The organism is Thioclava sp. JE_KL1, assembly GCF_009296265.1.
Lineage (GTDB): Bacteria > Pseudomonadota > Alphaproteobacteria > Rhodobacterales > Rhodobacteraceae > Thioclava.
The window spans coordinates 94,235-118,837 of record NZ_WBJS01000008.1 but is presented as its reverse complement, the minus strand read 5'-3'; the positions used below and the strand labels follow the sequence as shown (position 1 = coordinate 118,837).

The 24,603-nt window shown below is 65.3% G+C and carries 24 protein-coding genes and 1 tRNA gene; 13 read left to right on the top strand and 12 right to left on the bottom strand.

The window, feature by feature from the left end; all coding sequences use genetic code 11:
• Positions 1-67: 67 nt before the first annotated feature.
• Positions 68-784 (bottom strand): GNAT family N-acetyltransferase, encoded by a 717-nt coding sequence (locus tag F8R15_RS16465; protein WP_152845317.1) that lies wholly within the window; start codon positions 782-784, stop codon positions 68-70.
• 50 nt (positions 785-834) lie between these two features.
• Complete coding sequence (locus F8R15_RS16460) at positions 835-1,287, bottom strand: outer membrane protein assembly factor BamE (protein ID WP_152845316.1); 453 nt, start codon at positions 1,285-1,287, stop codon at positions 835-837.
• A gap of 170 nt (positions 1,288-1,457) precedes the next feature.
• On the opposite strand from F8R15_RS16460, the gene F8R15_RS16455 reads away from it, so the two are divergent.
• The 8 genes from F8R15_RS16455 (at position 1,458) to F8R15_RS16420 (ending at position 7,389) form a co-directional block, all read left to right on the top strand.
• The gene (locus tag F8R15_RS16455) at positions 1,458-2,048 is read left to right on the top strand and encodes a DUF177 domain-containing protein (protein ID WP_078522809.1); all 591 of its coding nucleotides are present in this window, start codon (positions 1,458-1,460) and stop codon (positions 2,046-2,048) included.
• Positions 2,049-2,264: 216 nt separating this feature from the next.
• The gene (rpmF, locus tag F8R15_RS16450) at positions 2,265-2,471 is read left to right on the top strand and encodes a 50S ribosomal protein L32 (RefSeq protein ID WP_078522810.1); all 207 of its coding nucleotides are present in this window, start codon (positions 2,265-2,267) and stop codon (positions 2,469-2,471) included.
• A gap of 78 nt (positions 2,472-2,549) precedes the next feature.
• A complete protein-coding gene (plsX, locus tag F8R15_RS16445; RefSeq protein ID WP_152845330.1) occupies positions 2,550-3,671 on the top strand; it encodes a phosphate acyltransferase PlsX in 1,122 nt (373 codons plus the stop codon).
• Positions 3,668-4,642 (top strand): beta-ketoacyl-ACP synthase III, encoded by a 975-nt coding sequence (locus F8R15_RS16440; RefSeq protein WP_078542750.1) that lies wholly within the window; start codon positions 3,668-3,670, stop codon positions 4,640-4,642. Before plsX ends, F8R15_RS16440 begins: the two co-directional genes overlap by 4 nt.
• Positions 4,643-4,787: 145 nt before the next feature.
• On the top strand, positions 4,788-5,087 hold the full coding sequence (gene ihfA, locus F8R15_RS16435) for an integration host factor subunit alpha (protein WP_075775489.1): 300 nt from the start codon (positions 4,788-4,790) through the stop codon (positions 5,085-5,087).
• A gap of 27 nt (positions 5,088-5,114) precedes the next feature.
• Complete coding sequence (locus tag F8R15_RS16430) at positions 5,115-6,080, top strand: MerR family transcriptional regulator (protein WP_152845315.1); 966 nt, start codon at positions 5,115-5,117, stop codon at positions 6,078-6,080.
• Positions 6,081-6,167: 87 nt separating this feature from the next.
• A tRNA-Pro gene (locus F8R15_RS16425) sits at positions 6,168-6,245 on the top strand.
• A gap of 61 nt (positions 6,246-6,306) precedes the next feature.
• Positions 6,307-7,389, top strand: coding sequence for a 2'-deoxycytidine 5'-triphosphate deaminase (locus F8R15_RS16420; protein ID WP_152845314.1), 1,083 nt, complete (start codon positions 6,307-6,309; stop codon positions 7,387-7,389).
• Between the two features lie 252 nt (positions 7,390-7,641).
• Here the strand turns inward: F8R15_RS16420 and F8R15_RS16415 are convergent, their stop codons facing one another.
• Together F8R15_RS16415 and dksA are read right to left on the bottom strand one after the other, a co-directional pair.
• A complete protein-coding gene (locus tag F8R15_RS16415) occupies positions 7,642-8,814 on the bottom strand; it encodes an FAD-dependent monooxygenase (protein WP_152845313.1) in 1,173 nt (390 codons plus the stop codon).
• Positions 8,815-8,937: 123 nt separating this feature from the next.
• Entirely contained in the window at positions 8,938-9,360 is a 423-nt protein-coding gene (dksA, locus tag F8R15_RS16410; RefSeq protein WP_078522815.1) for an RNA polymerase-binding protein DksA, read from the bottom strand.
• Between the two features lie 238 nt (positions 9,361-9,598).
• On the opposite strand from dksA, the gene F8R15_RS16405 reads away from it, so the two are divergent.
• The 3 genes from F8R15_RS16405 to F8R15_RS16395 all read left to right on the top strand — a co-directional run bounded on the left by F8R15_RS16405 (position 9,599) and on the right by F8R15_RS16395 (position 12,530).
• Positions 9,599-10,441, top strand: coding sequence for an AAA family ATPase (locus F8R15_RS16405; RefSeq protein ID WP_368731085.1), 843 nt, complete (start codon positions 9,599-9,601; stop codon positions 10,439-10,441).
• A 335-nt stretch (positions 10,442-10,776) separates the two neighbouring features.
• On the top strand, positions 10,777-12,102 hold the full coding sequence (locus tag F8R15_RS16400; RefSeq protein WP_368731084.1) for an MATE family efflux transporter: 1,326 nt from the start codon (positions 10,777-10,779) through the stop codon (positions 12,100-12,102).
• Positions 12,099-12,530 carry a glyoxalase superfamily protein gene (locus tag F8R15_RS16395; RefSeq protein WP_152845311.1) on the top strand — a complete coding sequence of 144 codons (432 nt, stop codon included), beginning with the start codon at positions 12,099-12,101 and terminating at the stop codon, positions 12,528-12,530. The genes F8R15_RS16400 and F8R15_RS16395 overlap by 4 nt, the downstream gene beginning before the upstream one ends.
• A 115-nt stretch (positions 12,531-12,645) precedes the next feature.
• Here the strand turns inward: F8R15_RS16395 and F8R15_RS16390 are convergent, their stop codons facing one another.
• The 8 genes from F8R15_RS16390 to F8R15_RS16355 form a co-directional block, all read right to left on the bottom strand.
• The gene (locus F8R15_RS16390) at positions 12,646-12,861 is read right to left on the bottom strand and encodes a hypothetical protein (protein ID WP_152845310.1); all 216 of its coding nucleotides are present in this window, start codon (positions 12,859-12,861) and stop codon (positions 12,646-12,648) included.
• 14 nt (positions 12,862-12,875) lie between these two features.
• A complete protein-coding gene (scpB, locus tag F8R15_RS16385; RefSeq protein ID WP_078547427.1) occupies positions 12,876-13,541 on the bottom strand; it encodes an SMC-Scp complex subunit ScpB in 666 nt (221 codons plus the stop codon).
• The gene (locus F8R15_RS16380; protein ID WP_078522820.1) at positions 13,538-14,320 is read right to left on the bottom strand and encodes a ScpA family protein; all 783 of its coding nucleotides are present in this window, start codon (positions 14,318-14,320) and stop codon (positions 13,538-13,540) included. The genes scpB and F8R15_RS16380 overlap by 4 nt, the downstream gene beginning before the upstream one ends.
• Positions 14,313-15,314 carry a beta-N-acetylhexosaminidase gene (gene nagZ / locus F8R15_RS16375; RefSeq protein WP_152845309.1) on the bottom strand — a complete coding sequence of 334 codons (1,002 nt, stop codon included), beginning with the start codon at positions 15,312-15,314 and terminating at the stop codon, positions 14,313-14,315. The genes F8R15_RS16380 and nagZ overlap by 8 nt, the downstream gene beginning before the upstream one ends.
• Entirely contained in the window at positions 15,314-16,360 is a 1,047-nt protein-coding gene (locus F8R15_RS16370; RefSeq protein ID WP_152845308.1) for an SPOR domain-containing protein, read from the bottom strand. The genes nagZ and F8R15_RS16370 overlap by 1 nt, the downstream gene beginning before the upstream one ends.
• A 74-nt stretch (positions 16,361-16,434) precedes the next feature.
• Positions 16,435-18,180, bottom strand: a complete 1,746-nt coding sequence (gene argS, locus F8R15_RS16365; protein ID WP_152845307.1) for an arginine--tRNA ligase — start codon at positions 18,178-18,180, stop codon at positions 16,435-16,437.
• Between the two features lie 143 nt (positions 18,181-18,323).
• Positions 18,324-18,746: a heme-binding protein gene (locus F8R15_RS16360; protein WP_152845306.1), complete on the bottom strand. Its 423-nt coding sequence runs from the start codon at positions 18,744-18,746 to the stop codon at positions 18,324-18,326.
• Positions 18,743-20,908 carry a malate synthase G gene (locus F8R15_RS16355; RefSeq protein WP_152845305.1) on the bottom strand — a complete coding sequence of 722 codons (2,166 nt, stop codon included), beginning with the start codon at positions 20,906-20,908 and terminating at the stop codon, positions 18,743-18,745. Before F8R15_RS16355 ends, F8R15_RS16360 begins: the two co-directional genes overlap by 4 nt.
• A gap of 513 nt (positions 20,909-21,421) precedes the next feature.
• Between F8R15_RS16355 and pepN the strand changes: the two genes are divergently transcribed.
• Positions 21,422-23,992: an aminopeptidase N gene (gene pepN / locus F8R15_RS16350; protein ID WP_152845304.1), complete on the top strand. Its 2,571-nt coding sequence runs from the start codon at positions 21,422-21,424 to the stop codon at positions 23,990-23,992.
• A gap of 141 nt (positions 23,993-24,133) precedes the next feature.
• On the top strand, positions 24,134-24,547 hold the full coding sequence (locus F8R15_RS16345) for a hypothetical protein (protein WP_152845303.1): 414 nt from the start codon (positions 24,134-24,136) through the stop codon (positions 24,545-24,547).
• Positions 24,548-24,603 lie beyond the last annotated feature (56 nt).

The window sequence follows — 24,603 nt, the reverse complement described above, 5'->3', positions numbered from 1 at the left end:
CCCTTCCCCTTGAGACAAATATCCCCGCCGGAGGCCTCCGCCCTCTCAAGCCTCACAGCCGCTCGGCTTATTGCGCCAGCGCCCGCAAGCTGCGCCGCCGCGCCTCGGGGATTGCGGCGATCTCCAGCGCGGTGAAGACGTGACAGGTGTCGAGGTCGCGGTCGATCACCGCGTGATCAGACACCCAACCGCCCATGCCGAGATAAGAGCGCAGCAGCGGCGGCAGCGCGCTGACATCGCCGGCCTCCCCCGCCAGCGCGGCGGGATAGTCCACGCGTTCGGGGGCTTTGGGACGCGGGCGCAAGGTAGCGGGGCCCAAAGCGCGGGATACGAGATGGGCGAGCCCTGCGCGATGCGCTTTCCAGTCGCTGCCCGTGAAAGAGGAGCAGCCGACCATCAACCCGGCCCCGCTCTCCTCCGCGATCCGTGTGATCGCGGCCCAACCCAGACGCAGCACGTCCGGGTCGCGCAGCGCCGGACGGGTGCAGAAGCGGCCCAGCTCGAGGATCGGCCCGGCCCATTGGGCGAGCGGCGCGAGATCGTAGAATTGTGCGCAATAGCCCTCAGACAGCGCCGCCCCGTCCTCCAGCAGCAAAAGCCGCGCGGCGGCGGCGGGTCCATGATCGTCGCAAATCAGGATGTGGCGGCAAAGCGGGTCGAAGCGGTCTGCATCGGAAACCCCGGCCCGGAATGCCTCCGCCCGCAGGCGCAGCACCGCCTCGCGATCATCCGGACTTTGTGCCTCGCGGACCTGATAGGCGCCTTTTGCGAAACTCAGGGACATACGACCTCGCGGGTCATGGCGGCGGCTGGCTATCGGCCGCCCCGCCGCGATCAGTTGTCGCCGAGAACCTGGCCTGCATTGATGCGACCGATCGAACCCAGAAGTTGACGCAGGAAGCCGATGCCCTTGACCTTGCTCTCGGTCACACGGCGCGACAGCGTCACGACCTGACCTTTCTCAAGCCCGAAGCGTTCGACATTGGTGACGACGCCATTGTCGTTGAACGACACGGCGACGACTTCCCGGCTGATTTCCTCAGGGGCGTGCCAGGTCACGGTTTTCCAACGCGAACCGACGTAATACCAGCCCGAGCCTTCCAGAAGCCCGGTCGAGCTAGGCCGCCCGATCGCGGCCGCGACATCATCACGCGTACTCTTGCCGACCTCGATCTGGGCGAGGTCTTGGTCAATCGGCACATAGCCGTGGTTACGGTAAATCGGAGAGCAGGCGCCCGCGAAAAGCACCACGCCGAACGCGATAAACAGCATGGCCTTGCGCATCATAGAACCGATCCCCACCTGCAACCCCCTATTGCCTCTGACACTTCGGGCTTTTAGTGACGCTTACATCATGACTGCGCCGCCCTCAAGCGCTAGAGCGCGCCGATCGGGCACTCGGGCGCATGCAAAGGGTCGCAGGACAACACCGAGCGACCCAAAACAAGGAGCCGGACATGACACAGACCCCCGTCGATCCCGACCTGCCCGCCGCCCCCGAGACGATCTGGAGCGAGCCCATGCGGCTGGCCGATCTGCCCAGCCGCAAGCCCACGCGCTTCGACATTGAAGCCAAGGGAGAGCGGCTCAAGGCGATTGCAGACTGGGCAGATATTCGCGACGTCGAGGCGCTGCGCCTCAAGGGCGAGCTTGCGCCGAAGGGCCGCTCGGACTGGGAATTGCGCGCGACCCTCGAGGCCCGCGTGGTTCAGGATTGTGTGATCACCCTCGCCCCGGTGACGACCGATATTCGCGAAGAGGTGGTGCGGCGTTATCTCGCCGATATGGAAATGCCGACCTCCGAAGAGGTCGAGATGCCAGAGGACGACACCGCCGAACCGCTGCCCACGACGGTGAATCTCGGCGTGGTCGCTCTCGAGGCGATGGAGCTGGCCCTGCCGCTTTATCCGCGTGCAGCAGACGCGGAGCTGGAAGGCGCGCAAGTGACCGAGCCGGGCGCCGAACCGCTCAGCGACGAGCAGATGAAGCCATTTGCCAATCTACGCGACTTGCTTGCCAAGGGCGAAAACGGTAAGGGCGACGCATAGTGGCAGACGCGGTTTCGCACCGCCCGAAACCGCTTGAAAAATGGCCGGAAAAAAGGCTTGCACGGAAAAAGAATCCGAGTATGTTCCCGGCCTCATTCGACGTTTGGCTTCGCACCCCGAGAGACGCTTTCGGCCAAGTGACGAAACCACAAGGAAAATCAGGGCTGTAACGCCGCAAACACGGGCTACTGGCCCCCGAAACCCCGAGGTTGAGACATGGCTGTCCCTCAGAATAAAGTCACGCGTTCGCGCCGTAACATGCGCCGCGCCCACGACTCGCTTACCGCTGGCAACCCGGCGGAATGCCCCAGCTGCGGCGAACTCAAGCGCCCGCACCACGTCTGCCCGTCCTGCGGTCACTACGCCGACCGTGAGGTCGTCGCTCTGACCGAAGAGGTCGATCTGGACGACGACGCGGCGTAAGCCCGTCGACCCGCGCCGCACGTCATGCAAGATACGCAGGACCAGCCGCAGACGGGATCGCAGATGAAGGCCGCAGAAATGCGAGCCGCCCAGAAGGGCAAAGCGCCGGCGAATGCCGGCGCTGTCGTTCTGTCCGTCGACGCGATGGGTGGTGATCTTGGCCCCGAGGCCACGATTGCCGGCGTCGCAAAGGCGCATCGCGCTCACCCCGATCTGCATTTCATCATCCACGGCCCGCGCCCGCAGCTCGAACCGCTGATCGCCAAGCACGATCTTGGCGAATGTGTCGATCTGCGCCACGCCGAACGAACCGTCACGATGGAGGACAAGCCCGCGCAGGTGCTGCGCAACGGGCAGGACACCTCCATGTGGTCGGCCATCGAATCGGTGCGCGACAAGGAGGCCGATGTCGCGGTCTCCTGCGGGAATACCGGGGCGCTGATGCTGATCTCAATGATGCGGCTGCGCAAAATGCCGGGCGTGAACCGTCCGGCCATCGCCTCCTTCTGGCCCTCCCGCGGGCCTGCGGGCTGGAACGTCATGCTCGACATGGGCGCTGACGTGAAAGCCGATGCGGAGGATCTTCTGACCTACGCTCTGATGGGCACCTCCTACGCGCGCAACGCTCTGGGACTTGAGCGTCCGCGCATCGGCCTGCTGAATATCGGCACCGAAGAGCACAAGGGCCGCCCCGAGCTGCGAGAAGCCTATGAACTGATCAGCAACGCGCAGGAGGCGGGGCAGTTCGACTTCGCGGGATTCGTCGAGGGCAACGAGCTGGCCGGCGCACGCGCCGACGTGATCGTGACCGACGGTTTCACCGGCAATGTCGCGCTGAAAACCGGCGAGGGCACCGCGAAATTCGTGGCCGAACTCCTGCGCGAGGCGCTGACCTCTTCGGTGATGTCGAAGCTGGGCGCCCTCTTCGCGATGGGCGCGCTCAAGCGCCTGCGTCACAAGACCGATCCGCGCCGCGCCAATGGCGGCGTCTTCCTCGGCCTCAACGGCACGGTCGTGAAATCGCACGGCTCGGCGGATGCCACCAGCTTCGCCGCCGCGATCGAACTGGCCGCCCGTCTGGCACGCTCGGGCTTCGGCGCGAAGCTGGCCGCACGGGTTGCCACCACCCTTCCCGCGGGGCAGGATGAGACCAAATCCGGCGCGCCATCTGCCGCCGAGAAAAGCGAGAGCAGCCAATGACGATCAGATCCGTGGTGCGCGGCGTAGGCCATTACCTGCCCGAGCGCGTTGTCGAGAACGCCGAGTTCGAGAAAACGCTCGATACCACGGATGAATGGATTCGCGGGCGTACCGGGATCGAGCGCCGTCATATCGCCGCCGAAGGGGAATATACCTCCGATCTCGCGATCAAGGCCGCGAAAGCCGCGCTCGAAGACGCGAATATGAGCGTCGACCAGATCGACGCCATCGTCGTCGCGACCTCCACGCCCGACAGCACCTTCCCCTCCGTCGCCACGATGGTTCAGGCGGGGCTGGGCTCGACCACGGGCTTTGCCTATGACGTGCAGGCCGTCTGCGCAGGCTTCATCTTCGCGCTGACCAATGCGAACGGGCTGATCCTTTCCGGGCAGGCCGAGCGCGTGCTGGTCATCGGCGCCGAGACCTTCTCGCGGATCATGGACTGGACCGACCGGGGCACCTGCGTGCTTTTCGGCGACGGCGCGGGCGCGCTGGTCCTCGAGGCCGCCGAAGGCACCGGCACGGCGAATGATCGCGGCATCCTGTCGTCCGATCTTCATTCCGACGGGCGCTACAAGGACCTGCTCTATGTCGATGGCGGGGTCTCCACCACCGGCACGGCGGGCCATCTGCGCATGCAGGGCAACGCGGTCTTCAAACACGCCGTCACCAAGCTGGCCGAAACCGCACACAAGGCCCTCGATAAGGCCGGGCTTACAGGCGAGAACGTCGACTGGATCGTGCCGCATCAGGCGAACCTGCGCATCATCTCGGCCACGGCCGAGCGGATGCAGCTGCCGATGGACCGCGTGATCGTCACGGTTCAGGACCACGGCAATACCTCCGCAGCCTCGATTCCGCTGGCCCTCTCGGTCGGCAAGCAACGCGGCCAGATCAAGGAGGGCCAGGTGCTGGTCACCGAGGCGATCGGCGGCGGTCTGGCATGGGGTTCGGTCGTCCTGCGCTGGTAAGCGCGGCCTCTCTGCATTCGTTTTACGCGATACCCGCGCAAACGCGCGTGAGCCCGCGCATCAATCCCGTCCGCCAAGTGCTTGATATTGACTCGGGAATTACGGTCGGTCACTGTTAGCCAAACTCTTTATCCGGGGGGATAGGATGTCGAAGACCCTGACGCGCATGGATCTGAGCGAAGCGGTGTTCCGCGAAGTCGGATTGTCGCGCAATGAATCGGCGCAGCTCGTCGAAAGCGTGCTGCAGCATATGTCCGACGCCCTCGTGGAGGGAGAGACGGTCAAGATCAGCTCGTTCGGCACCTTCTCGGTGCGCGAGAAAGCCAAGCGCATGGGCCGCAATCCGAAGACCGGCGAAGAGGTTCCGATCTCTCCGCGTCGCGTGCTGTCCTTCCGTCCCTCGCATCTGATGAAGGACCGCGTGGCGGCGGGCAACTCGAAGTAACCCGATAACAAATGACAGGTCCTACCGATGGGTAAATCCGCCGACGCGTTTCGGACGATCTCTGAGGTTTCAGACCTTCTCGACACGCCGACCCATGTTCTTCGGTTCTGGGAGAGCAAGTTTACGCAAGTGAAACCGGTCAAGCGTGCCGGCGGGCGACGGTATTACCGGCCTGCCGATGTGGCGCTTCTGGGCGGCATCAAGCATCTGCTGCATGACGAAGGCATGACCATCCGCGGCGTGCAGAAACTGCTGCGCGAGGAAGGCATCCGCGAAGTGGCTGCGCGTGGCGAGGTCAGCGTCGAGGACGAGCGCGAGGCCGATGAGGCCACACAGAGCGCTCCGGAGCCGATTGCCCCGGTTGCCGCGCCTCCGCACAGCCCGGCCCCGCAAGAGGAGCCTCTGGTGCAGGACGCGACCCCGAGCGAGCCCGCTCCCGAGGCGACCGAGGCAGCACCGGAAGAAATCGCTCCGCAGGAGGAGGCCCCGCAAGAGGCGGCCTCTCTCGAGGACAGCGCGCAGGTTACAGCTCAAGACGAGTCCCAGACCGAGGCGCTTCCTGAGCGCCCCGAGGAACTGCTCGATCTTGCCCCCTCTGAGGAAGCGCCCATCGAAGCCCATCAGGGTGGCTCGGTGACACCCTTCCCTGCCCCCTCGCAGCCTTCCTTCTTCGAAGAGCCGGAGACCGCCTACAGCGAATCCCCCGAAGTGGACGAGTCGGATGACGACGTAGAGGCCCCGATGGCCCTCGATGTCGAACCCGACCCCGAGCCGATGGCCCCCGTCGTGGCCATGACGATCGACCGCGGGCCGCAGGAACGCGCCGCGAAAATCGCCGCGCGTCCGGACCTCGCACGGCTCTTGCATGGGCTGCGTACGCTCGATCCGGCGCGGCTGAGCCCCGCCGATCGGGGCGATCTGCGCATGTTGCGCCTGCGTGCGCAGGCCCTTCAGGTGCGGCTCGCACAGCATGGCTCCGCACGAGCGGAATGAGTGATCTTAACCCCGGACGAATTGGCGTGAAATTTCTCTCACTAACTGCTTGCACCCGCCGCCCGGTTCGCACTATATCCCCCTCGTCGGGCTGTGGCGCAGCCTGGTTAGCGCGTCCGTCTGGGGGACGGAAGGTCGTGAGTTCGAATCTCGCCAGCCCGACCAATTCGACAAACGCCCACCTCTTCATCGGGGTGGGCGTTCGTGTATCCGGAGGAGGGATCGGATGACCATCGGCGTGCTACCCGACACGATGCTGCAAGACATGATCACGCGCGGTGAGATCGCCGCCGAGCCAGCCATCATCCCCGATCAGATCCAACCTGCGAGCCTCGACCTGCGGCTTGGCACCGTGGCCTACCGGCTGCGTGCCTCGTTCCTCGCAGGCAAGGGGCAGAAGGTCGCCCACCGGCTGCATGATTTCGAGATGCACCGCATGGCGCTGACCGATGACGGCGTGGTGCTGGAAAAGGGCTGCGTTTATCTCGTGCCGCTGATGGAGACCCTCGCGCTGCCCGAGGGCGTCACGGCGGTCGCCAATGCCAAAAGCTCCACCGGGCGGCTCGATCTGCTCACGCGCCTGATCACCGATGACGGCACCGAGTTCGACCGAATCCCCGAAGGCTATAGCGGCCCGCTTTATGCCGAGATCTGCCCGCGCAGTTTCTCGGTTCTGGTGCGACCCGGTATGCGGCTCAACCAGATTCGCTTCCGCGCCGGTCAGGCGGTACTGAGCGATGCCGAGCTGAAGATCCTGCACCAGCAGGAACCGCTCGTGGATGGCCCCGCAGTGATCGACGAGGGCCTGGGTTTCTCGGTCGATCTGAAGCCTGCCGAAGGCGATCTGGTGGGCTACCGCGCCAAACCCCATACCGGGGTGATCGACATCGACAAGATCGGCCATTACCCGGCCCGCGATTTCTGGGAAGAGGTGCGCGCCTCCGATGGCCGCATCATCCTCGATCCCGGCGCGTTCTATATTCTCGTGAGCCGAGAGGCCGTGACGATCCCGCCCGATCACGCCGCCGAAATGGCGCCCTATCTGGCGATGGTCGGTGAATTCCGCGTCCATTACGCAGGCTTCTTCGATCCCGGCTTCGGGCACGGCGCTGCCGGCGGCACCGGCTCGCGCGGGGTGCTGGAGGTGCGCTGCCACGAGGCCCCCTTCGCGCTCGAGCACGGGCAGGTCGTGGGCCGTCTCGTCTACGAGCGCATGGCCGAGGAGCCGCGCCAGCTTTACGGCAAGGACATCGCCTCGAACTATCAGGGACAGGGCCTGAAGCTCGCCAAGCATTTCCGGATGGGGTGAGCCGGGAATAGCGGCCTTCCAGTGGAAGGACGCCCCGGCTAACGCTCGAAGGCAGAACGCCACTCTCTGAGCGGCTGAGGGTCGCGCCCGAGCCTCGGGTGGGCGCTTGTCGCACTTTGTGGCTTGGAACTTTATCTCGCAAGCCCGCAGGTCGGTCGTGCCCGCGCTGACATCGCCAATGCGCCCTCCCGGGGGGAGGGTCGGGCGCGGCCCGGGGCTGGTCGCCCCGCGCCAGAGCCCCATAGAGACGCCCTACCCGGCCTGCTGCGTCACGTCATACCCATAGATCCAGTCGAACCGCCCCACCAGCCGCTCCGGCGTGAACCGCGAGGCGGCACGCAATGCGAGATGACCAAAGGTGCGCGGCGCCCCCGAGAGGTGATAGTTCCGCGCGTTCTTGTTTGCCGCTGTCACGATCTGATCGCAGCGATCCCAGCGCGCGTTCTGATAGGCGGCGAAGGCCACCTCGTCGGTCTCGTAGTTGGCGAGCGCCTCAGCCAGAACCCAGGCATCCTCCATCGCCATCACCGCCCCCTGCGCGAGGAAAGGCAGCGTCGGATGCGCGGCGTCGCCCAGAATCGCGACACCGGGCGCGAACCAGCGCTCGGCCACCGGATGACGGAAGAGGCCCCAGAGGTTCACCTTCTCGACCTGATCGAGCCAACCGCGCACGGTCGGGCAAAATTCGTCGAAGGCGGTGCGCAGATTGATCGGATCATCCTCGAGCGCCCAGCTCTCCTCGACCCAGCGATGCCGCTCCTCGACGGCCACGACATTGCGCAGCCCCCGGCCCAGCGGATAGCTCACCAGATGCTTGCCCGCGCCCATGAAGACCTGCGCGATCTTCGGCTCGGAATCGTCGCACGGCACCAGCGCGCGCCACGCCACCTGATGGGTGAAGAACGGCGCGACCCGCCCGTTAAGCGCCTCGCGCGTCTTGGAATTGAGCCCGTCGGCCCCGATCAACAGGTCGGTCTCGATCTCGGCGCCCTGCTTGGTGTGCAGCACCGGGTGCGGCCCCGAGAGGTTCACCCGCTCGATCTGCTGCAGCAGGCGGATTTTCACCCCCGCCTCGCGCGCCCCATCGGCCAGCAACTCGATCAGCCGGGCGCGATGGACGAAATGGTAATCCGCATCGGGACGCAGCCGCGCCATGTCGAGCTTGGCCACCTGGCTCCCGGTCTCGCCATCGACGAGCCGCACCGCCTCGGCGCGCGGCCCCGCCGCCTCCAGCGCCTTGCCCAGACCCAGCGCACGCAGCACCGCCGCCCCGTTGGGCGAGACCTGCAGCCCGGCGCCCACTTCGCGGATCGCCTCGGCCTGTTCGAGCACCTCGACATCCGCGCCGCGCATCGCCAGAGCCCGCGCCACCGTCAGCCCCGCGATCCCCGCACCCAGAACCGTAACCTTGCGCCCGATCAGCATGGGACCTCCTTCAAAAGCGAACACCGGCACCTTGGCGGTGCCGGTGTCGAATTGTTTTGCGCGCCTTCCCGCCCGAAGGCAACGCGCGTTTTGTGCATCACCACACGCAGTCCGCGCAGGCGATCAGTCGTCGCGATGCACCCGTTCGCGGCGCTCGTGTTTTTCCTGCGCTTCCAGCGTCATCGTCGCGATCGGACGCGCGTCGAGACGCTTGAGCGAGATCGGCTCCCCGGTCTTCTCGCAATAGCCGTATTCGCCATTGTCGATCCGACGCAGCGCCGAGTCGATCTTGCTGACCAGCTTGCGCTGACGGTCGCGGGTACGCAGTTCCAGCGCACGATCGGTTTCCTCGGAGGCGCGGTCGGCAATATCGGGAACGTTGCGCGCGGATTCCGCGAGACCTTCGAGCGTTTCAGCGGATTGTTCGAGAAGTTCGGCCTTCCACGCCAGAAGCTTTCTGCGGAAATACTCCAGCTGCCGGTCATTCATGAAGGGTTCATTCTCGGCCGGACGATAATCATCCGGAAGGAATACTTCAGCTCTCATACCTGCCCTCTCATACGTGCCGGGGGCGTCACCATGATCGTCATTCGCCATCGGCCAACTCTCCTCGGGCGAGGCAATACCCCAAGAACACAGTGTTGTCACGTCCGCATTCGCCCGGACTGCGTGTTTCCTCATCAATTCTTACGCCCGGGTTGCGGCAGCATTTTGGCGCAGATAGGTTGCAAACGATTTGCGCAAGATCATTGCGCAGCGATCTCGAAACCGGAGCGTGTTCCCCGTGCAATTTCAATCGACCGACAGCTATGTCGCCCCGCCCGATCTGACCGTCGCGGTCTATGCCGCCGTGGCGCTGGAGCGCCCCCTTCTGGTGAAGGGCGAGCCGGGCACCGGCAAGACGGAACTCGCGCGGCAGGTGGCGCAGAGCCTCGGAATGGAGATGGTCGAGTGGAACATCAAATCCACCACCAAGGCGCAACAGGGGCTTTATGAATATGACGCGGTGAGCCGGCTGCGCGACAGCCAGTTGGGCGACGAACGCGTCAACGACGTGAGAAACTACATCCGCAAGGGTAAGCTCTGGCAGGCCTTCGAGGCGGGCAAGAAGGTCGTGCTGCTGATCGACGAGGTCGACAAGGCCGATATCGAGTTCCCGAACGACCTCCTGCAGGAACTCGATAAGATGGAGTTCCACGTCTACGAGACCGGCGAGACGATCCGGGCCAAACACCGCCCCGTCGTCATCATCACCTCGAATAACGAGAAGGAACTGCCCGACGCCTTCCTGCGCCGCTGCTTCTTCCACTACATCCGCTTCCCCGAGCCGGAGGTGATGCGCGAAATCGTCGCCGTCCACTTCCCCGACATCAAGGACCGTCTGCTGACCGAGGCGCTGAGCCAGTTCTACGAGATCCGCGAGACCCCGGGCCTGAAGAAGAAACCCTCGACGAGCGAAGTGCTCGACTGGCTGAAGCTGCTGCTGGCCGAGGATCTGAACCCCGAAGACCTCAAACGCGAAGGCGCGAGCCTGCTGCCGAAACTGCACGGAGCGCTTCTGAAGAACGAGCAGGATGTGCATTTGTTCGAGCGGCTCGCCTTCATGGCGCGACGTCAGGGGCGGTGAGTCCGGATTGAGCCCATAGCTCCGGGTCTGGACTTTATAGCGTAACACTCATGCATCTCGGGGCCGCGCGGTCGCGCGACCTTGCATGCCTATTGCGCTTGATGGGGTTCCCTCTTAAGAAGCCGGTAGGTGCCGGGCACCTGCCGCCTGCGGACGCGAGTCACGGTGAAGCCCGGAACAAGACGACATCTCACCCTCGAAGCATTTCGCTGGTGGGCAATGCAGGCTCCCTCCCGATCCGAAATGCCTCTCTGGAGGAGTGAGCCATGTCCGCTGGACCTGCATCTACTGCAATTGAAAACCGTCTCCTGACACAGCCCGTCGGACGATTGTTCGTGTCGAATACCCTGCCCATGGCGGTGGTCATGTCGATGGGTGGGCTGCTTAACGTCGTAGACGGGATCTTCGTCGGGCGCTTCGTCGGCGCCCAGGCCCTAGCCTCGGTCAGCCTGGCCTTTCCGGTCGTCATGCTGCTCACGGCACTGACGACTTTGGCCGGTGGCGGCATGTCGAGCTTGCTCGCCCGCCATCTGGGCGCAGGCGCCCGCACACAGGCCGGAGCCGTCTTCGCAGGTGCCCACGGGCTGGCCCTCGCCATCAGCGCGGCGCTTATCGCGGGTGCTTTGTCGGTGGGGCCTGTCATCATCTCCGCACTCGCAGCCGGAAACGCTGCGGTCGCAGGTGGGGCGCAGAGCTACCTTCTGATCCTGATACTCGGCGCGCCAATCCAGTTCGCTTTGGGTCTGCACGCCGATGCCCTGCGCAACGAGGGACGTGCAGGGCAGATCGCCATGCTCTCGGTGCTCGTGAATCTGCTGAACATCGGGGCGAACTACATCGCGATCGTGCTGTTTGGATTGGGAGTGGCGGGCTCTGCGATCGGCACCGTGGGGGCGCAGGCCCTCGGCCTCGCGCTGCTGCTGGTCCTGCGGGAACGCGATCGCGACCTGTTGCCCCTTAGGGCACTCCGCCACCACAACTGGCTGTCGGGGTGGCTGCAGATCTTCTCGCTCGGGCTCCCTTTGTGCCTGACCTTCATTGGGATGGCCTTGGTTTCAAGCGTGGTCCTCCTCGTCGTCGGCACCACCGCCACGAACCATGCAACCTTTATCGCGGCCTACGGCGTGGTGACACGCATTCTCGGACTGGCCTTCCTGCCACAGATGGCGATCGCGCTGACCACCCAGAGCATCACCGGCAACAACGCGGGCGCGGGCCGGCTGGATCGGGCGGGCGCAGCCTTGCGGCTTGCCATGGGAAGCGCGTTCCTGTGGTGCCTTGGTGTGACGCTCACCGGAGCCTTTCTGGGCGAGCCCTTGGGCGCGATGTTCTCGAACGACCGGGAGGTCGTCTCGGCAGTTGCCGCGATCCTGAGGCCGATGACGGCCCTCTACGTCGTCACCGGCCCCATCCTCGTCCTCGCCCTGCATTTTCAAGCGATGGGGTATCCGCTCCGGACTGCAGCACTCACCCTGACGAAGCCGTGGCTGCTGACGCCCGCGCTGCTGCTTGTCCTGAACGCAGTGGCGGGGATCGACGGCCTGTGGTTCGCCTTCCCCATCGCTGATGCTGCGCTGTTTGCGCTGGCCTTGATCCTTGTCGTCCGTAACCGCCTCACTGCGCCCATCTCCGCAACGCCGCACGCGAAGGAAGCCGCATGACACAAGCATCCCTCGACACCGTCAAGACGCAGGCCAAGGCACTGCGTCAGGCCTTGCAGGCCCAGGGTATGACCGTCAGTCATGCCCAGGCTCTCGAACTCGTCGCCCGGCAACATGGGGCGCGGGACTGGAACACGCTTCACGCCCGTCTCAGTCAACGCAATGCGCCACCGGAACTTGCCCTGGGCGACCGGGTGACCGGACACTACCTCGGACAAGCCTTTAGCGGAAAGATCGTCGCCCTTTCGGGTCCCGCCGCGCATCGCCGGGTCGAAATCGCGCTGGATAAGCCGATCGACACGGTGCGGTTCGACAGCTTCTCGAATTGGCGGTCCCGCATTCGTGGCACTCTGCGCGAAGATGGGTGCAGCCACAGCAGAACGTCGGATGGCACACCCCATCTTACCTTGGAGAAGGCACCGTCCTGATCTCACACTTCCTTTGAGCAATGACCCTTTGCCGGACCTCTTCGGGAGGTTCGGCTTTCGCGGCGAATGGCAACTTTGTCCGCAAAACTGCCTCGTCGCGAGCTGCCGGAGCCCCTCACATGCGCCGCGTGATCCGCGCCGCCTTCCGTGCCCGCTTCACCGCGTCGCGCGCGCCCTGCTGGGCCTTGCGCTCCTGCGCCGTCATCGGGCCCGTGGCCTTGCCCTTGCCGCCCCGCTTCGAGGCCATGCCGACGCCCTTGTTGATCCCCCAGTTGATCCCGCGGCGCAGGAACATCCGGATGACCATGTTGATGATCTGGTTGAAGTTCATCGGATATCCCCCTGTCAATCCTCGAACAATTCGGACTGGCCGGTCTGGGCCTCGTCCTCCTCGCCCTCCTCGTCGTCATCCGAGCCTGCACCCGGCAGGGGGCGCGAGTCCAGCAGACCGGCGGCGCGCAGCTCCTTGAGGCCCGGCAGGTCGCGGGCGCTCTCGAGGCTGAACTGGTCGAGGAATTCCTGCGTCACGACGAAGGTGACGGGGCGGCCCGGCGTCATCCGGCGGCGACCGAAGCGGATCCATTCCATCTCCAGCAACTGGTCGATCGTGCCGCGCGAGACGGCGACGCCGCGGATCTCTTCGATCTCGGCGCGGGTGACCGGCTGGTGATAGGCGATGATCGCGAGCGTCTCGACGGCGGCGCGGGACAGCTTGCGCTCCTCCACCGTCTCCTTCTGCATCAGGAAGGCGAGATCGGGCGCGGTGCGCACGGCCCAGGCATCGCCGACCTTCACCACCCGCACGCCGCGCCCCTCGTAGCGCTTGCGCAGATGCACGAGCGCCTCGGCGGGGTCGCAGCCATGCGGCATCCGCTCTTCCATCTCGCGCAGACGGACGGGTTCGGCAGAGGCGAAAAGTATCGCTTCGACCATCCGCTCCTGCTCGGCAATAGGCGGCGCCGCGAAAAGAGTTTCTTCTTTTTCTTCAGTCTGTTCCGGCTCGTCGTTCATGTCTTCTTCCGGATCGAAATGGGTTGGAACGTATCGCTCTGGCGCAGCTCGATCTGGCCTTGCTTGGCCATCTCCAGCGAGGCCGCGAAGGTCGCGGCGGTGGCCGAGCGTCGGCGTTTGGGATCGGCAGTCCAGCCGTCGGGCAGGAAGGTGGTCAGCTCCGACCAGCCGCCCGCGAAACCGATCAGCCCGCGCATCCGGTCCAGCGCCTCCTCCATCGTGAAGACATTGGTCCGATCGAACGCATAGGGGCGGAATTCGTCGCGCGTGCGGATGCGCGCATAGGCCTGCATCAGGTCCATCAGCGAGGCCGAATAGGTGACCTTGCGGACGCGCTCGACCTCTTCCGAGATGCCGCGCGCAAAGGTGTCGCGCCCCAGCCGGTCGCGCGCCATCAGCTGCGCCGCAGCCTCGCGCATCGCCTGCAGGCGTTCCAGCTGGAAGGCCAGATGCTCGGCAAGATCTTCCGCCGAGGGGCCTTCGGCCTCCGGGTCGGGCGGCAGCAGCAGGCGCGATTTCAGGAAGGCGAGCCATGCCGCCATCACGAGGTAATCCGCGGCCAGCTCGATGCGCAGCGCCTTGGCGCGATCGACGAAGGCCAGATATTGCTCGGCCAGTTGCAGCACGGAAATCTTGCGCAGATCGACCTTCTGGCTACGCGAAAGCGTCAGCAGAAGGTCGAGCGGGCCTTCGAACCCGTCGACATCGACGATCAGCGCCTCGGCCTGAAGCCGATCCGCTACCGTTTGGGAGTCGAACAGGTTTTCGGTGTCACTCATCCATGCCGCCGCTCAAGAGTGCCTCAAGTTCGGCATCGAGCGCGGCCATGTCAACTGTCTCGGGCGGCAAGCGCCGGTCGAGCGCGGCCTCGGCGCGGGCCTTTGCCGCCTCGCTCATCGCCGGAGCCGCCATCGCCACTTCTTCCATCGCGGGCATGTCGCCCTTGCAATGGAGCACCAGATCGCAGCCCGCCGCCAGTGCGGCAGCCGTGCGTGTCCCGAAGCCGCCCGCCAGCGCCTCCATCCCGATATCGTCGCTCATCAGGAGCCCGTCGAAGCCGATCTCCTCACGAATGATCTTGATGATCTTCGCGCTCTGCGTCGCAGGAGCCGCGTCGAGCGCGGTGAAGCGGATATGGGCGGTCATCCCCAGCGGGAGATCGTTCAGAGCCTTGAAGGGTGCGAAATCAGTCGCGATCAGATCGGCCTTGGAGGCTTCGACCACCGGCAGGTCCTTGTGGCTGTCGGAGATCGCACGGCCGTGGCCCGGAATATGCTTGATGACTGGGAGCACACCGCCCGCCAGCAGCCCCTCGGCCGTGGCTCGGGCATTGGCGATCACGGTGGCCGCATCCTTGCCCAGACAACGGTTTTGCAGGAAAGGATGGGTCAGAAGCCCCGCGATATCGCAGGTGGGCGCGCAGTTCACGTCGATGCCGACCGCACGCAGTTCCTCGGCCATGATCCGCGAGCGCAGCCAGAACGAGCGCGGAGCCGCATCCCCTGCCCGCTTCGCCTGCTCCAGCGGCGGCAGCCATTCGCGCCATTGCGGACCGCGCATCCGCTGCACCCGACCGCCTTCCTGATCGATCAGCACCGGCGCATCGCGCCCCACGGCCCCGCGCAGCGCATCGGTCAGCCGTGCGACCTGCTCGGGCGTGTCGACATTGCGCGAGAACAGGATGAAGCCCCACGGGTCGGCCTCGCGGAAGAAGTCGCGTTCGCGCGCGGAGAGCTCGGTCCCCTCGCAGCCGAAGATCGCGGCGACGCCCATCAGCGCGCCTGCGTCGGGATGCAGTTCTGCCGCTCGGCCACGAGGGCGGCGCAGAACTGGCGCGCTTCGGTCACGTCGTCAAAGCCCGCGACGCGCAGGCGATAGAAATCGCGCCCGCCGGAGCTGGCCTTCTGAACCACACGCTTCTTGCCGGACATCAGAGCGTCGAAGCGCTTGGCGATGCGGTCCCATTCGCCCTTGGCCGCGGCCTCGGTGTCGAAGGCGCCAAGCTGCACGAGCCGCGTGCCCGCCGCCAGATCCGCAGGGTTGATGTCAACGACGCCCGCCTCGGCCTGACCGGAGGACATCTGTTTCGTCACCGCCTGCTCCAGCGCCGCCGCCAGAAGTTGATCGCGCATCGGCTTGGTCTGCGGGCGCGGCGAGCGCGAGACGCCCGGCACCGAGGCCGGGATCACGCCGCTGACCGCGTCGCTCTCGGGCGTTGCCTCCTGCGCGACCGCGTCGGGGCGCGTCTCGGGCATGGCCGGGCTCATCAGCGCGGGCTTCACGGGAATATCGGGCGCGTCCTGCACCTGCGAGGGATCGGCATTGAGCGCAGCAGGCTCGAGCGCGGCGATCGCGGCCTCTACGGCCGGATTGGACGCCGTGTTGGCCTCATCGCCTGCCACCTTGGCCTCTGCCGCCAACTCGCCCATCGGCTTGTCATCGTCGGTGAACCCTTCCGGGCTGGGCGCGAGCGTCACTTTCTCGGGCGCAGGCGCCGCCTGCCCCGTGCCGGCTACGTCGTTCACGGCCAGACCGGTATGGCGCGCAAGTTCGCCGCCCGGGTCCTCGGGCGCGATGCGGGCGGGTCCGTCCATCGCGCGGATCACCGGCACGCCGTTGAGATCGCGCATCGCCAGCTTGTAGCCCCAGACCACCAGCCCCGCGATCATCGCGACCGATGTCAGCGCGCCGGCCACATTGACCCATCGCGACACGACGCGTGGCGCACGTTCAGGAGCGGGATCTTCGGGATGCGCGTAATGGGGCTGCGGGTGTTCATGCCCGTAACCCCCACTCTCGCGGTAGTCGTAGGTCGTCATGCTCGTCGCCTCGCCGCCGGTTGCCCGGCCTTGCCCGGTTGACCCGGAATTTGCCTGTTCCCGGCGGCGTGCGTTTATCGCATCTCTTCAGCCGGGGTCACGCCAAGAATACCAAGACCGGCGGAAATGACAACGGCGCTGGCACGGGCAAGGGCGATTTTCGCCGCCGATGCGGCCTCATTGCCATCCTGCAGGAAGCGCAGGGCCGGCTCGTCATTGCCACGGTTCCACAGGCTGTGCAGGTCCGAGGCAAGATCGTAGAGGTAGAACGCCACCCGGTGCGGCTCGTTCGCGCGCGCCGCGATCTCCAGAAGACGCGGCCATTCGGCGATCTTCTTGACCAGTTCCAGCTCGGACGGATGCCACTCGCCGGACAGATCGACCTCGGCCAGACGCGCGTCGGACATGTCCCAGCCCGCTTCCGCCGCCTTGCGCAGCACCGAGCAGACCCGGGCATGGGCGTATTGCACGTAGAAGACCGGGTTGTCCTTGGACTGCTCCAGCACCTTGTCGAAATCGAAATCCAGCGGCGCGTCGTTCTTGCGGGTGAGCATGTGGAAGCGGGTCACATCCGCGCCCGCCTGCTCCACCACGTCGCGCAGCGTGACAAACGTGCCCGCGCGCTTCGACATTTTGAAGGGCTCGCCATTCTTGAATAGCTTCACCAACTGGATCAGCTTGATGTCAAGCGTCACCTTGCGATTGGAGAGCGCAGCCACGGCCGCCTTCATCCGCTTCACGTAGCCGCCATGGTCGGCGCCGAAGACGTCGATCAGAAGATCGTAGCCACGCTCGATCTTGGTCCAGTGATAAGCGATATCGGGCGCGAAATAGGTCCAGGAACCATCCGACTTCTTCACCGGACGGTCCACGTCATCGCCATAATCGGTGGAGCGGAACAGCGTCTGCTCCCGCTCCTCCCAATCCTCGGGCAGCTTGCCTTTCGGCGGGTCGAGCACGCCTTCGTAGATCAGCCCCAGATCCTCGAGCCGCTTCAGCGCCGCCTCGATCTGGCCGGTGCCGTAGAGCGATTTCTCGGAGGAGAACACATCCATCTTCACGCCGAGGCAGGCGAGATCCCCACGGATCATCTCCATCATCTGCTCGGTCGCGAATTCGCGGATATCTTCGAGCCAGTCTTCCTCGGGCTTGTCGAGCAGGCTCTCGCCATACTTGGCCTTGATCGCCTCGCCGACCGGGATCAGGTAATCGCCCGGGTAAAGCCCCTCGCGGATTTCCGGCTCGAGGCCACAGGCTTCGCGATAGCGTTCATAGGCGGAGCGGGCGAGCACATCGACCTGCGCACCGCCATCGTTGATGTAATATTCCCGCGTGACGTCATAGCCCGCGAAGTCCAGCAGGCTCGCCAGCGCATCGCCGAACACCGCGCCGCGCGTATGGCCCACATGCATCGGGCCGGTGGGGTTCGCGGAGACATATTCCACGTTGACCTTCACACCCTTGCCCAGATCGGAACGCCCGTAATCCGCGCCCTCTTTGAGCACAGCGTGTGTCACATCCGCCCAGACCTTGGGATCGAGGCGCAGGTTGATGAAGCCGGGACCAGCCACATCGGCGCTGACGATCCGGTCATCTGCGGCCAGCTTGCCCGCCAGCGTCTCGGCGATGTCGCGCGGCTTCGATTTGGCGGGCTTGGCCAGCACCATCGCGGCGTTGGTCGCCATGTCGCCATGCAGCGGATCGCGCGGCGGCTCCACCGCGACGTTTGCGTAGTCCAGCCCCTCGGGCAGCGCGCCCTCGGAAACCATCTGATCGAGTGCCGCAATCACCGCGGCGCGGATGTCGGAAAACAGGTGCATTCTCATTGTCCTTATTTGCGCTCTCCCCTGCCAGAGCGCGCCGGGCGCGTCAATGGCCCGAGCGGGGGCCGCGGGAGGCAGAGACGACGCGGGCGGCCCGGCATCGCCTGCCGGACCGCCCGAAATCGAACCTTGCGAGAGGATCAGTCCTCGGCGGTGAAGCCCGCAGCCTCGATCCCGGCCACGGCCACTTTCGCATCATTGTCCGAGGTATCGCCGGTGACGCCCATCGCGCCGATCACCGCCCCGCTCTCGTCGCGGATCAGCACGCCGCCGGGCACCGGGCAGGTCTTGCCGTCATAGATGCCGTTCACGGCGGCCATGAAATAGGCCTGCGCTTCGGCCCGCGCCATCTGCGCCTTGCCGCCCATGCCCAGCATCACCGCGCCGTAGGCTTTGGCCTGCGCGATCTCGAACCGGCCCGGCGCGGCGCCATCGGCGCGCGCGAAAGCCAGCGGGTGGCCGCCCGCGTCCAGCACGATCGCCGAGAGCGGTTTCAGCCCATCTTCCACACCTTGCGCCAGCGCGGTCTCGATCATCTTCTGCGCTTGTTCGAGCGTGATCATGCGCGTTCCTCCTTCACTTGCAGGCGGCGCTGATGCAGCACCGGTTCCGTATAACCCGAGGGCTGGACCGTACCCAGGAAGCACAGATCGCACGCCGCCTGGAAGGCGAATCCGTCATAACCGAGCGCCATCGGGCGGTAGTTCGGGTCGCCCTCGTTCTGGCGGTCGACGACCTTGGCCATCTTGCGCAGCGCCTCCATCACCTGACCCTCGCTGACCAGCCCATGCTCGAGCCAGTTCGCGATCGCCTGGCTGGAAATCCGGCAGGTCGCGCGGTCTTCCATCAGGCCGACGTCATGAATGTCGGGCACCTTCGAGCAGCCCACCCCCTGATCGACCCAGCGCACGACATAGCCGAGGATGCCCTGCGCGTTGTTCTCGATCTCGGTGCGGATTTCCTCTTCCGAGTAGTTCTTGCCGCGTGCGAGCGGGATCGTCAGCAGATCGTCGAGCCGCACCGGGCGGTTCATCGCGGCGATCTCCTGCTGGCGACGTTTCACATCGACCTTGTGGTAATGCGTGGCATGCAGCGTGGCCGCCGTCGGCGACGGCACCCAGGCGCAGTTCGCCCCCGCCAGCGGGTGATTGACCTTGGCCTCGAGCATATCGGCCATCCGGTCGGGCATCGCCCACATGCCTTTGCCGATCTGCGCCTTGCCCGCCAGCCCGCAGGCCAGCCCGATATCGACGTTGCGATCCTCATAGGCTTCGATCCACGGCTGGCCCTTCATCTCGCCCTTGGCGAGCATCGGACCGGCCTGCATCGACGTGTAGATCTCGTCGCCCGTGCGATCGAGGAAGCCCGTGTTGATGAAGGCCACACGGTTCTTCGCGGCGCGGATGCATTCCTTGAGATTGACCGAGGTGCGGCGCTCCTCGTCCATGATGCCCAGCTTCACCGTGTAACGCGGCAGGCCCAGAACCTCTTCGACCTCGTCGAAAATCTCGGTCGCGAAGGCGACCTCTTCGGGGCCGTGCATCTTCGGCTTCACCACATAGACCGAGCCGGTGACCGAGTTGCGCGGGCCTTCGGTCTTCTTGAGGTCATGCATCGCACAAAGCGTGGTGACCATCGCGTCCATCAGGCCCTCGAAGGCCTCTTCGCCGTCGCGGGTCAGGATCGCGGGCGTGGTCATCAGGTGGCCGACATTGCGCACCAGCATCAGCGAACGGCCTTTCAGCGTGATCTTCTCGCCACCGCCGCCGGTGAACTGGTAATCGCCTTCGAGCCGCCGGACCGTCTTCTCGCCGTTCTTCACGACGTTTTCGCGCAGATCGCCTTTCATCAGGCCCAGCCAGTTGCCATAGGCCTGAACCTTGTCTTCGGCATCGACGCAGGCGACCGAGTCCTCGCAATCCATGATCGTGCTGATCGCGGCCTCGAGGATGACATCGGCGATATCGGCGGGATCGGCCTGACCGACTTCGGTGGTAGGGTCGATCTCGATCACGAGATGCAGCCCGTTATTTTCCAGCAGAACCTCGGACAGCGCGCCCTCGTCGGAAATGTTGAACCCGAGGAACTGCGCCGGATCGGCCAGCCCCGTTTCGCCCACCGCGTTCTCCACGAAGAAGACGCCGTTCTCGACACGCAGCGCGGTCACACCGGTCCAGCTGCCACCTGCAAGCGGCACCGCCTCATCGAGAAATGCCTTCGCGCGCTCGATCACGCGCGCGCCACGTTCGGGGTCATAGCCCTTGCCCTGCGGCAGATCGCCAAGCGCGTCCGTACCATAAAGCGCATCGTAAAGGCTGCCCCAGCGCGCATTCGCCGCGTTGAGCGCATAGCGCGCATTGGTGATCGGCACGACGAGCTGCGGACCGCAGACGGTGGCGAATTCGGGATCGGTTTCCGGCGTCTCGATCTTGAAGTCGTCGCCTTCGGGCAGCAGGTAGCCGATCTCTTTGAGGAAGGATTTATAGTCTTCGAAATCAAAGCCTTCGGCGCGGTGATGCGCGTGCCAGTCGTCGAGCTTGGACTGGATCGCCTCGCGCGTCTCCAGCAGCGCACGGTTCTTCTGTCCCTGCGTATGCAGCAGGTCCGACAGCCCCTCCCAGAAGCGCTCCGGCGCGACGCCGGTCCCCGGCAAAGCCTGATCCTCGATGAAGGCGGCCAGTTCGACCGCCACCTGCAGTTCGTTACGTGCGACCCGCTGTGCCATTGTGCCCTCCCGGTTTTCTTAGACGCGTACTAGATGAAACCGCTGAGCGTGAATGTCCAGCGGATTGCCGCCAGCGCGCGGGAAGACGCCAAGACGGAGAACGGGTGAGAATAGGCTCTCCGATCGCCCAAGGGACAACGCTGCCACTCGTCACCCGATCGACATCACTGCTGGATCGGGTCGGCCTCGGTCGGCGCGCCATTGCTTTCAGCAGTACCGACACCGGTCGTCTCGGGCGCTTGCGTGGTGGACAGGCCCCCTTCACCCAAGGTAACGCAGCCCTCCCGCTTAGGGTTCACCCGGCGCGCCACCGCGTCTCTCAGAGCGGTCCGCGAAACCGCTTTGAAAACCCCGAGCGGGCCAGATACTGTTCCGCCAGCTGCGGGACTGCGACGCCAAGACCGGGTCGCGCCCGCCGAACATCAGAGGCGCGGCTCACGCAAAGGCGAACTTGCTTTCGCACGGGCGCGCGCCACCTGAAATAACCCGAAGTTAATTAGGAATATCGTTAGAATGTCCGCTGAACTGACGGCTGCCGACGCCCCTGCCAAGCGCCTGAGCGACTACCGCCCCTACCCCTTCACCCTCGAGACCGTGCGGCTTGATTTCACGCTCGACCCGGACGCGACCGAAGTGCGCGCGCGCCTCACCTTTTCGCCCCGGCAGGAGGCGGCCGCGCTGGAACTCGATGGCGAAGATCTGGAGCTTGTCTCGGTTGCAGTGGACGGGCGGGCGCTGACGCCGGACGACTATGAACTGACAAAGACAGGCCTGACGATCCCGGCGAACGTTCTGCCCTCGCAGCCCTTCACGCTGGAAACCGTCACGCGGATCGCACCGTCGAAGAATACCGCGCTCGAAGGGCTTTATATGTCCAACGGCATGTATTGCACGCAATGCGAGGCCGAGGGCTTCCGCAAGATCACCTACTACCCGGACCGTCCCGATGTGATGGCGCGCTTCCACGTCACGATCACCGGCGACCAGCCGGTGCTGCTGGCGAATGGCGATCTCGTCGAGAGCCGCGAGGGCTATGCCGAATGGGTCGATCCGTGGCCCAAGCCCGCCTATCTCTTCGCGCTAGTCGCGGGCGACCTGCGCGCGCATTCGGGCACATTCACCACGATGTCGGGCCGCAAGGTCGCGACGAATATCTGGGTCCGTCCGGGCGACGAGGACCGCTGCGACTTCGCCCTGCAGGCGCTCCACCGCTCGATGCGCTGGGACGAAGAGGCCTATGGGCGCGAATACGACTTGGACATTTTCAACATCGTTGCCGTCGATGACTTCAATATGGGCGCGATGGAGAACAAGGGGTTGAACATTTTCAACTCCAAATGGGTTCTCGCCTCGCCCGAGACCGCGACAGACGCCGATTACGAGCGTATCGAGGGTATCATCGCCCATGAGTATTTCCACAACTGGACCGGCAACCGGATCACCTGTCGCGACTGGTTCCAGCTGTGCCTGAAAGAGGGGCTGACAGTCTATCGCGACCAGCAGTTCACCGGCGACATGCGCGGCCATGCGACGAAGCGGATCGACGATGTCCTCTCGCTGCGCGGACGACAGTTCCGCGAGGATCGCGGCCCGCTCTCGCACCCACCGCGCCCCGATCATTACCGCGAGATCAACAACTTCTACACCGCGACCGTCTATGAGAAGGGCGCCGAGATCGTGGGCATGCTGCACCGCTTGCTGGGCGCAGAGGGCTACCGCGCCGCGCTGGATCTCTATTTCGAGCGCCATGACGGGCAGGCCTGCACGATCGAAGACTGGCTGAAGGTCTTCGAGGACAGCTCGGGCCGCGATCTGAGCCAGTTCAAGCGCTGGTATACCGATGCGGGCACGCCGACCCTGCGGGTGCGCGACAGCTTCAAGGACGGCACGTACACGCTTGAATTCGAACAGGAAACGCGCCCCACTCCCGGCCAGTCGGAGAAGCTTCCGCGCCACATCCCGATCGAAGTCGGCCTTCTGTCCGAGAATGGCGACGAGGTCCTGCCCTCCACCGTGCTGGAGATGACCGAGGCGAAACAGAGCTTCACCTTCGACGGGCTCGCGACGCGCCCCGTGCCCTCGATCCTGCGCGACTTTTCCGCCCCCGTGCGGCTGGAGCGCGACGTCGACACGTCCGAGCTGGCCTTCCTGCTGACCCACGACCGCGACCCGTTCAACCGCTGGGAAGCCGGCCGCGCGCTGGCCCAGAAAGTGCTGATCGGCCGGGTGCTGGGACAGGAAACCGACGCGTCCTTCTCCGATGCGATCGGGGCGCTCCTGCGCGACGAGACCGCCGATCCGGCCTTCCGTGCACTGTGCCTGAACCTGCCCTCCGAGGACAGCATCGCGCAGGCGCTCTACGATCAGGGCGAGACGCCCGATCCCGCGGCGATCTACGCGGCGCGCGAAGGGCTCGCCCGCGATCTGGCGAGCGCGCATAAGACGCTTCTGGCCGAAATCTTCACCAGCACCGAAGCGACAGGCCCCTATAGCTCCGATCCCGAGCAGGCCGGTCCGCGGGCGCTGCGCCTTGCGGTCCTGCGGCTTCTGAACCGCATCGACGGCGGGGCACGGGCGGGGGCGCTTTTCGCCTCGGCCGAGAACATGACCGAAAGCCTCGGCGCACTCGCAGCTCTGGTGCAGACCGGGCAGGACGCCGCCGCCATGGCCGAATTCCGCGAGCGCTGGCAGGGCGACCGGCTGGTGATGGACAAGTGGTTCCTCGTCCAGCTTGCCAATTGCCCGCCAGAGACGGCGCTGGAGCGCGCGGGGGCGCTGACCGGCGATCCGCTCTTCACATGGAAGACGCCGAACCGCTTCCGCGCGCTGATGGCGGGGCTGTCGGGCAATCACGCGGGGTTCCACCGCGCGGACGGGGCGAGCTATCGCTTCTATGCCGACTGGCTCCTGAAGCTCGATCCGGTCAATCCGCAGGTCGCCGCCCGCATGTCCACCGCTTTCGAGACGTGGACGCGCTATGACGAAGGCCGGCGCGAGAAGATGCGCAGCGAGCTGGAGCGGATCGCCGCTCAGCCGGGCCTCAGCCGCGACCTGTCGGAGATGACGCAGCGTCTGTTGGGCTGATTTCCGCTCAGCGCCCGCAGGCGCGCCCATCTCACCACGGATTGGCCGTATTTTCGGCCCATCCGTGCCGGGTTCTCGCGCTACGAAACGCGGACGCCCGCGCCTTGCGGGCGTTACGCAATTTCGCGGATGGGCTCGACCATGGACGACAATGAATTTGAATACCGACACCAAGCCCGCCGGGCGGGAGGCTATCTCGCCCTCGCCTTCGGGATGGCGCTGCTTTACGGCGCAATGAAACTGACCGCGACGACTTGGATTCATGTCGCCGCGTGGATCTATCTCGCCCTCACTTTGTACAAGCTGATGCGCAACCGCTCGGGGCTGCTGCGGATCACGCCTGCGCGAATGGAGGTCTATCGCAACGGGCGGCAACTGGGCACGTTCCCGCTTGCGCAGATCGACTCGGCGCGGCTGCGGCGGCGCAAGCTTGCGGGCGACGAATGCATGGTCACGCTGCGCGACGGGCGTCGCGCCTACCTGCCACGAGAGGCCACGCCGCCGCTCGATCGCCTTGGGGCGATTTTCGAATCCTATGGGGTGCCGGTGGTCTGATCCCCAATCCGGGGCGGTCGCCCTCTTGCTCCCGCCCCTGCCCTGTCCTAGAAGCT

Coding starts and splice junctions, on each gene's coding strand:
- F8R15_RS16465 (WP_152845317.1), bottom strand. CDS start 784: ATGTCCCTGAGTTTCGCAAAAGGCGCCTATCAGGTCCGCGAGGCACAA.
- F8R15_RS16460 (WP_152845316.1), bottom strand. CDS start 1,287: ATGATGCGCAAGGCCATGCTGTTTATCGCGTTCGGCGTGGTGCTTTTC.
- F8R15_RS16455 (WP_078522809.1), top strand. CDS start 1,458: ATGACACAGACCCCCGTCGATCCCGACCTGCCCGCCGCCCCCGAGACG.
- rpmF (WP_078522810.1), top strand. CDS start 2,265: ATGGCTGTCCCTCAGAATAAAGTCACGCGTTCGCGCCGTAACATGCGC.
- plsX (WP_152845330.1), top strand. CDS start 2,550: ATGCGAGCCGCCCAGAAGGGCAAAGCGCCGGCGAATGCCGGCGCTGTC.
- F8R15_RS16440 (WP_078542750.1), top strand. CDS start 3,668: ATGACGATCAGATCCGTGGTGCGCGGCGTAGGCCATTACCTGCCCGAG.
- ihfA (WP_075775489.1), top strand. CDS start 4,788: ATGTCGAAGACCCTGACGCGCATGGATCTGAGCGAAGCGGTGTTCCGC.
- F8R15_RS16430 (WP_152845315.1), top strand. CDS start 5,115: ATGGGTAAATCCGCCGACGCGTTTCGGACGATCTCTGAGGTTTCAGAC.
- F8R15_RS16420 (WP_152845314.1), top strand. CDS start 6,307: ATGACCATCGGCGTGCTACCCGACACGATGCTGCAAGACATGATCACG.
- F8R15_RS16415 (WP_152845313.1), bottom strand. CDS start 8,814: ATGCTGATCGGGCGCAAGGTTACGGTTCTGGGTGCGGGGATCGCGGGG.
- dksA (WP_078522815.1), bottom strand. CDS start 9,360: ATGAGAGCTGAAGTATTCCTTCCGGATGATTATCGTCCGGCCGAGAAT.
- F8R15_RS16395 (WP_152845311.1), top strand. CDS start 12,099: ATGACACAAGCATCCCTCGACACCGTCAAGACGCAGGCCAAGGCACTG.
- F8R15_RS16390 (WP_152845310.1), bottom strand. CDS start 12,861: ATGAACTTCAACCAGATCATCAACATGGTCATCCGGATGTTCCTGCGC.
- scpB (WP_078547427.1), bottom strand. CDS start 13,541: ATGAACGACGAGCCGGAACAGACTGAAGAAAAAGAAGAAACTCTTTTC.
- F8R15_RS16380 (WP_078522820.1), bottom strand. CDS start 14,320: ATGAGTGACACCGAAAACCTGTTCGACTCCCAAACGGTAGCGGATCGG.
- nagZ (WP_152845309.1), bottom strand. CDS start 15,314: ATGGGCGTCGCCGCGATCTTCGGCTGCGAGGGGACCGAGCTCTCCGCG.
- F8R15_RS16370 (WP_152845308.1), bottom strand. CDS start 16,360: ATGACGACCTACGACTACCGCGAGAGTGGGGGTTACGGGCATGAACAC.
- argS (WP_152845307.1), bottom strand. CDS start 18,180: ATGCACCTGTTTTCCGACATCCGCGCCGCGGTGATTGCGGCACTCGAT.
- F8R15_RS16360 (WP_152845306.1), bottom strand. CDS start 18,746: ATGATCACGCTCGAACAAGCGCAGAAGATGATCGAGACCGCGCTGGCG.
- F8R15_RS16355 (WP_152845305.1), bottom strand. CDS start 20,908: ATGGCACAGCGGGTCGCACGTAACGAACTGCAGGTGGCGGTCGAACTG.
- pepN (WP_152845304.1), top strand. CDS start 21,422: ATGTCCGCTGAACTGACGGCTGCCGACGCCCCTGCCAAGCGCCTGAGC.
- F8R15_RS16345 (WP_152845303.1), top strand. CDS start 24,134: ATGGACGACAATGAATTTGAATACCGACACCAAGCCCGCCGGGCGGGA.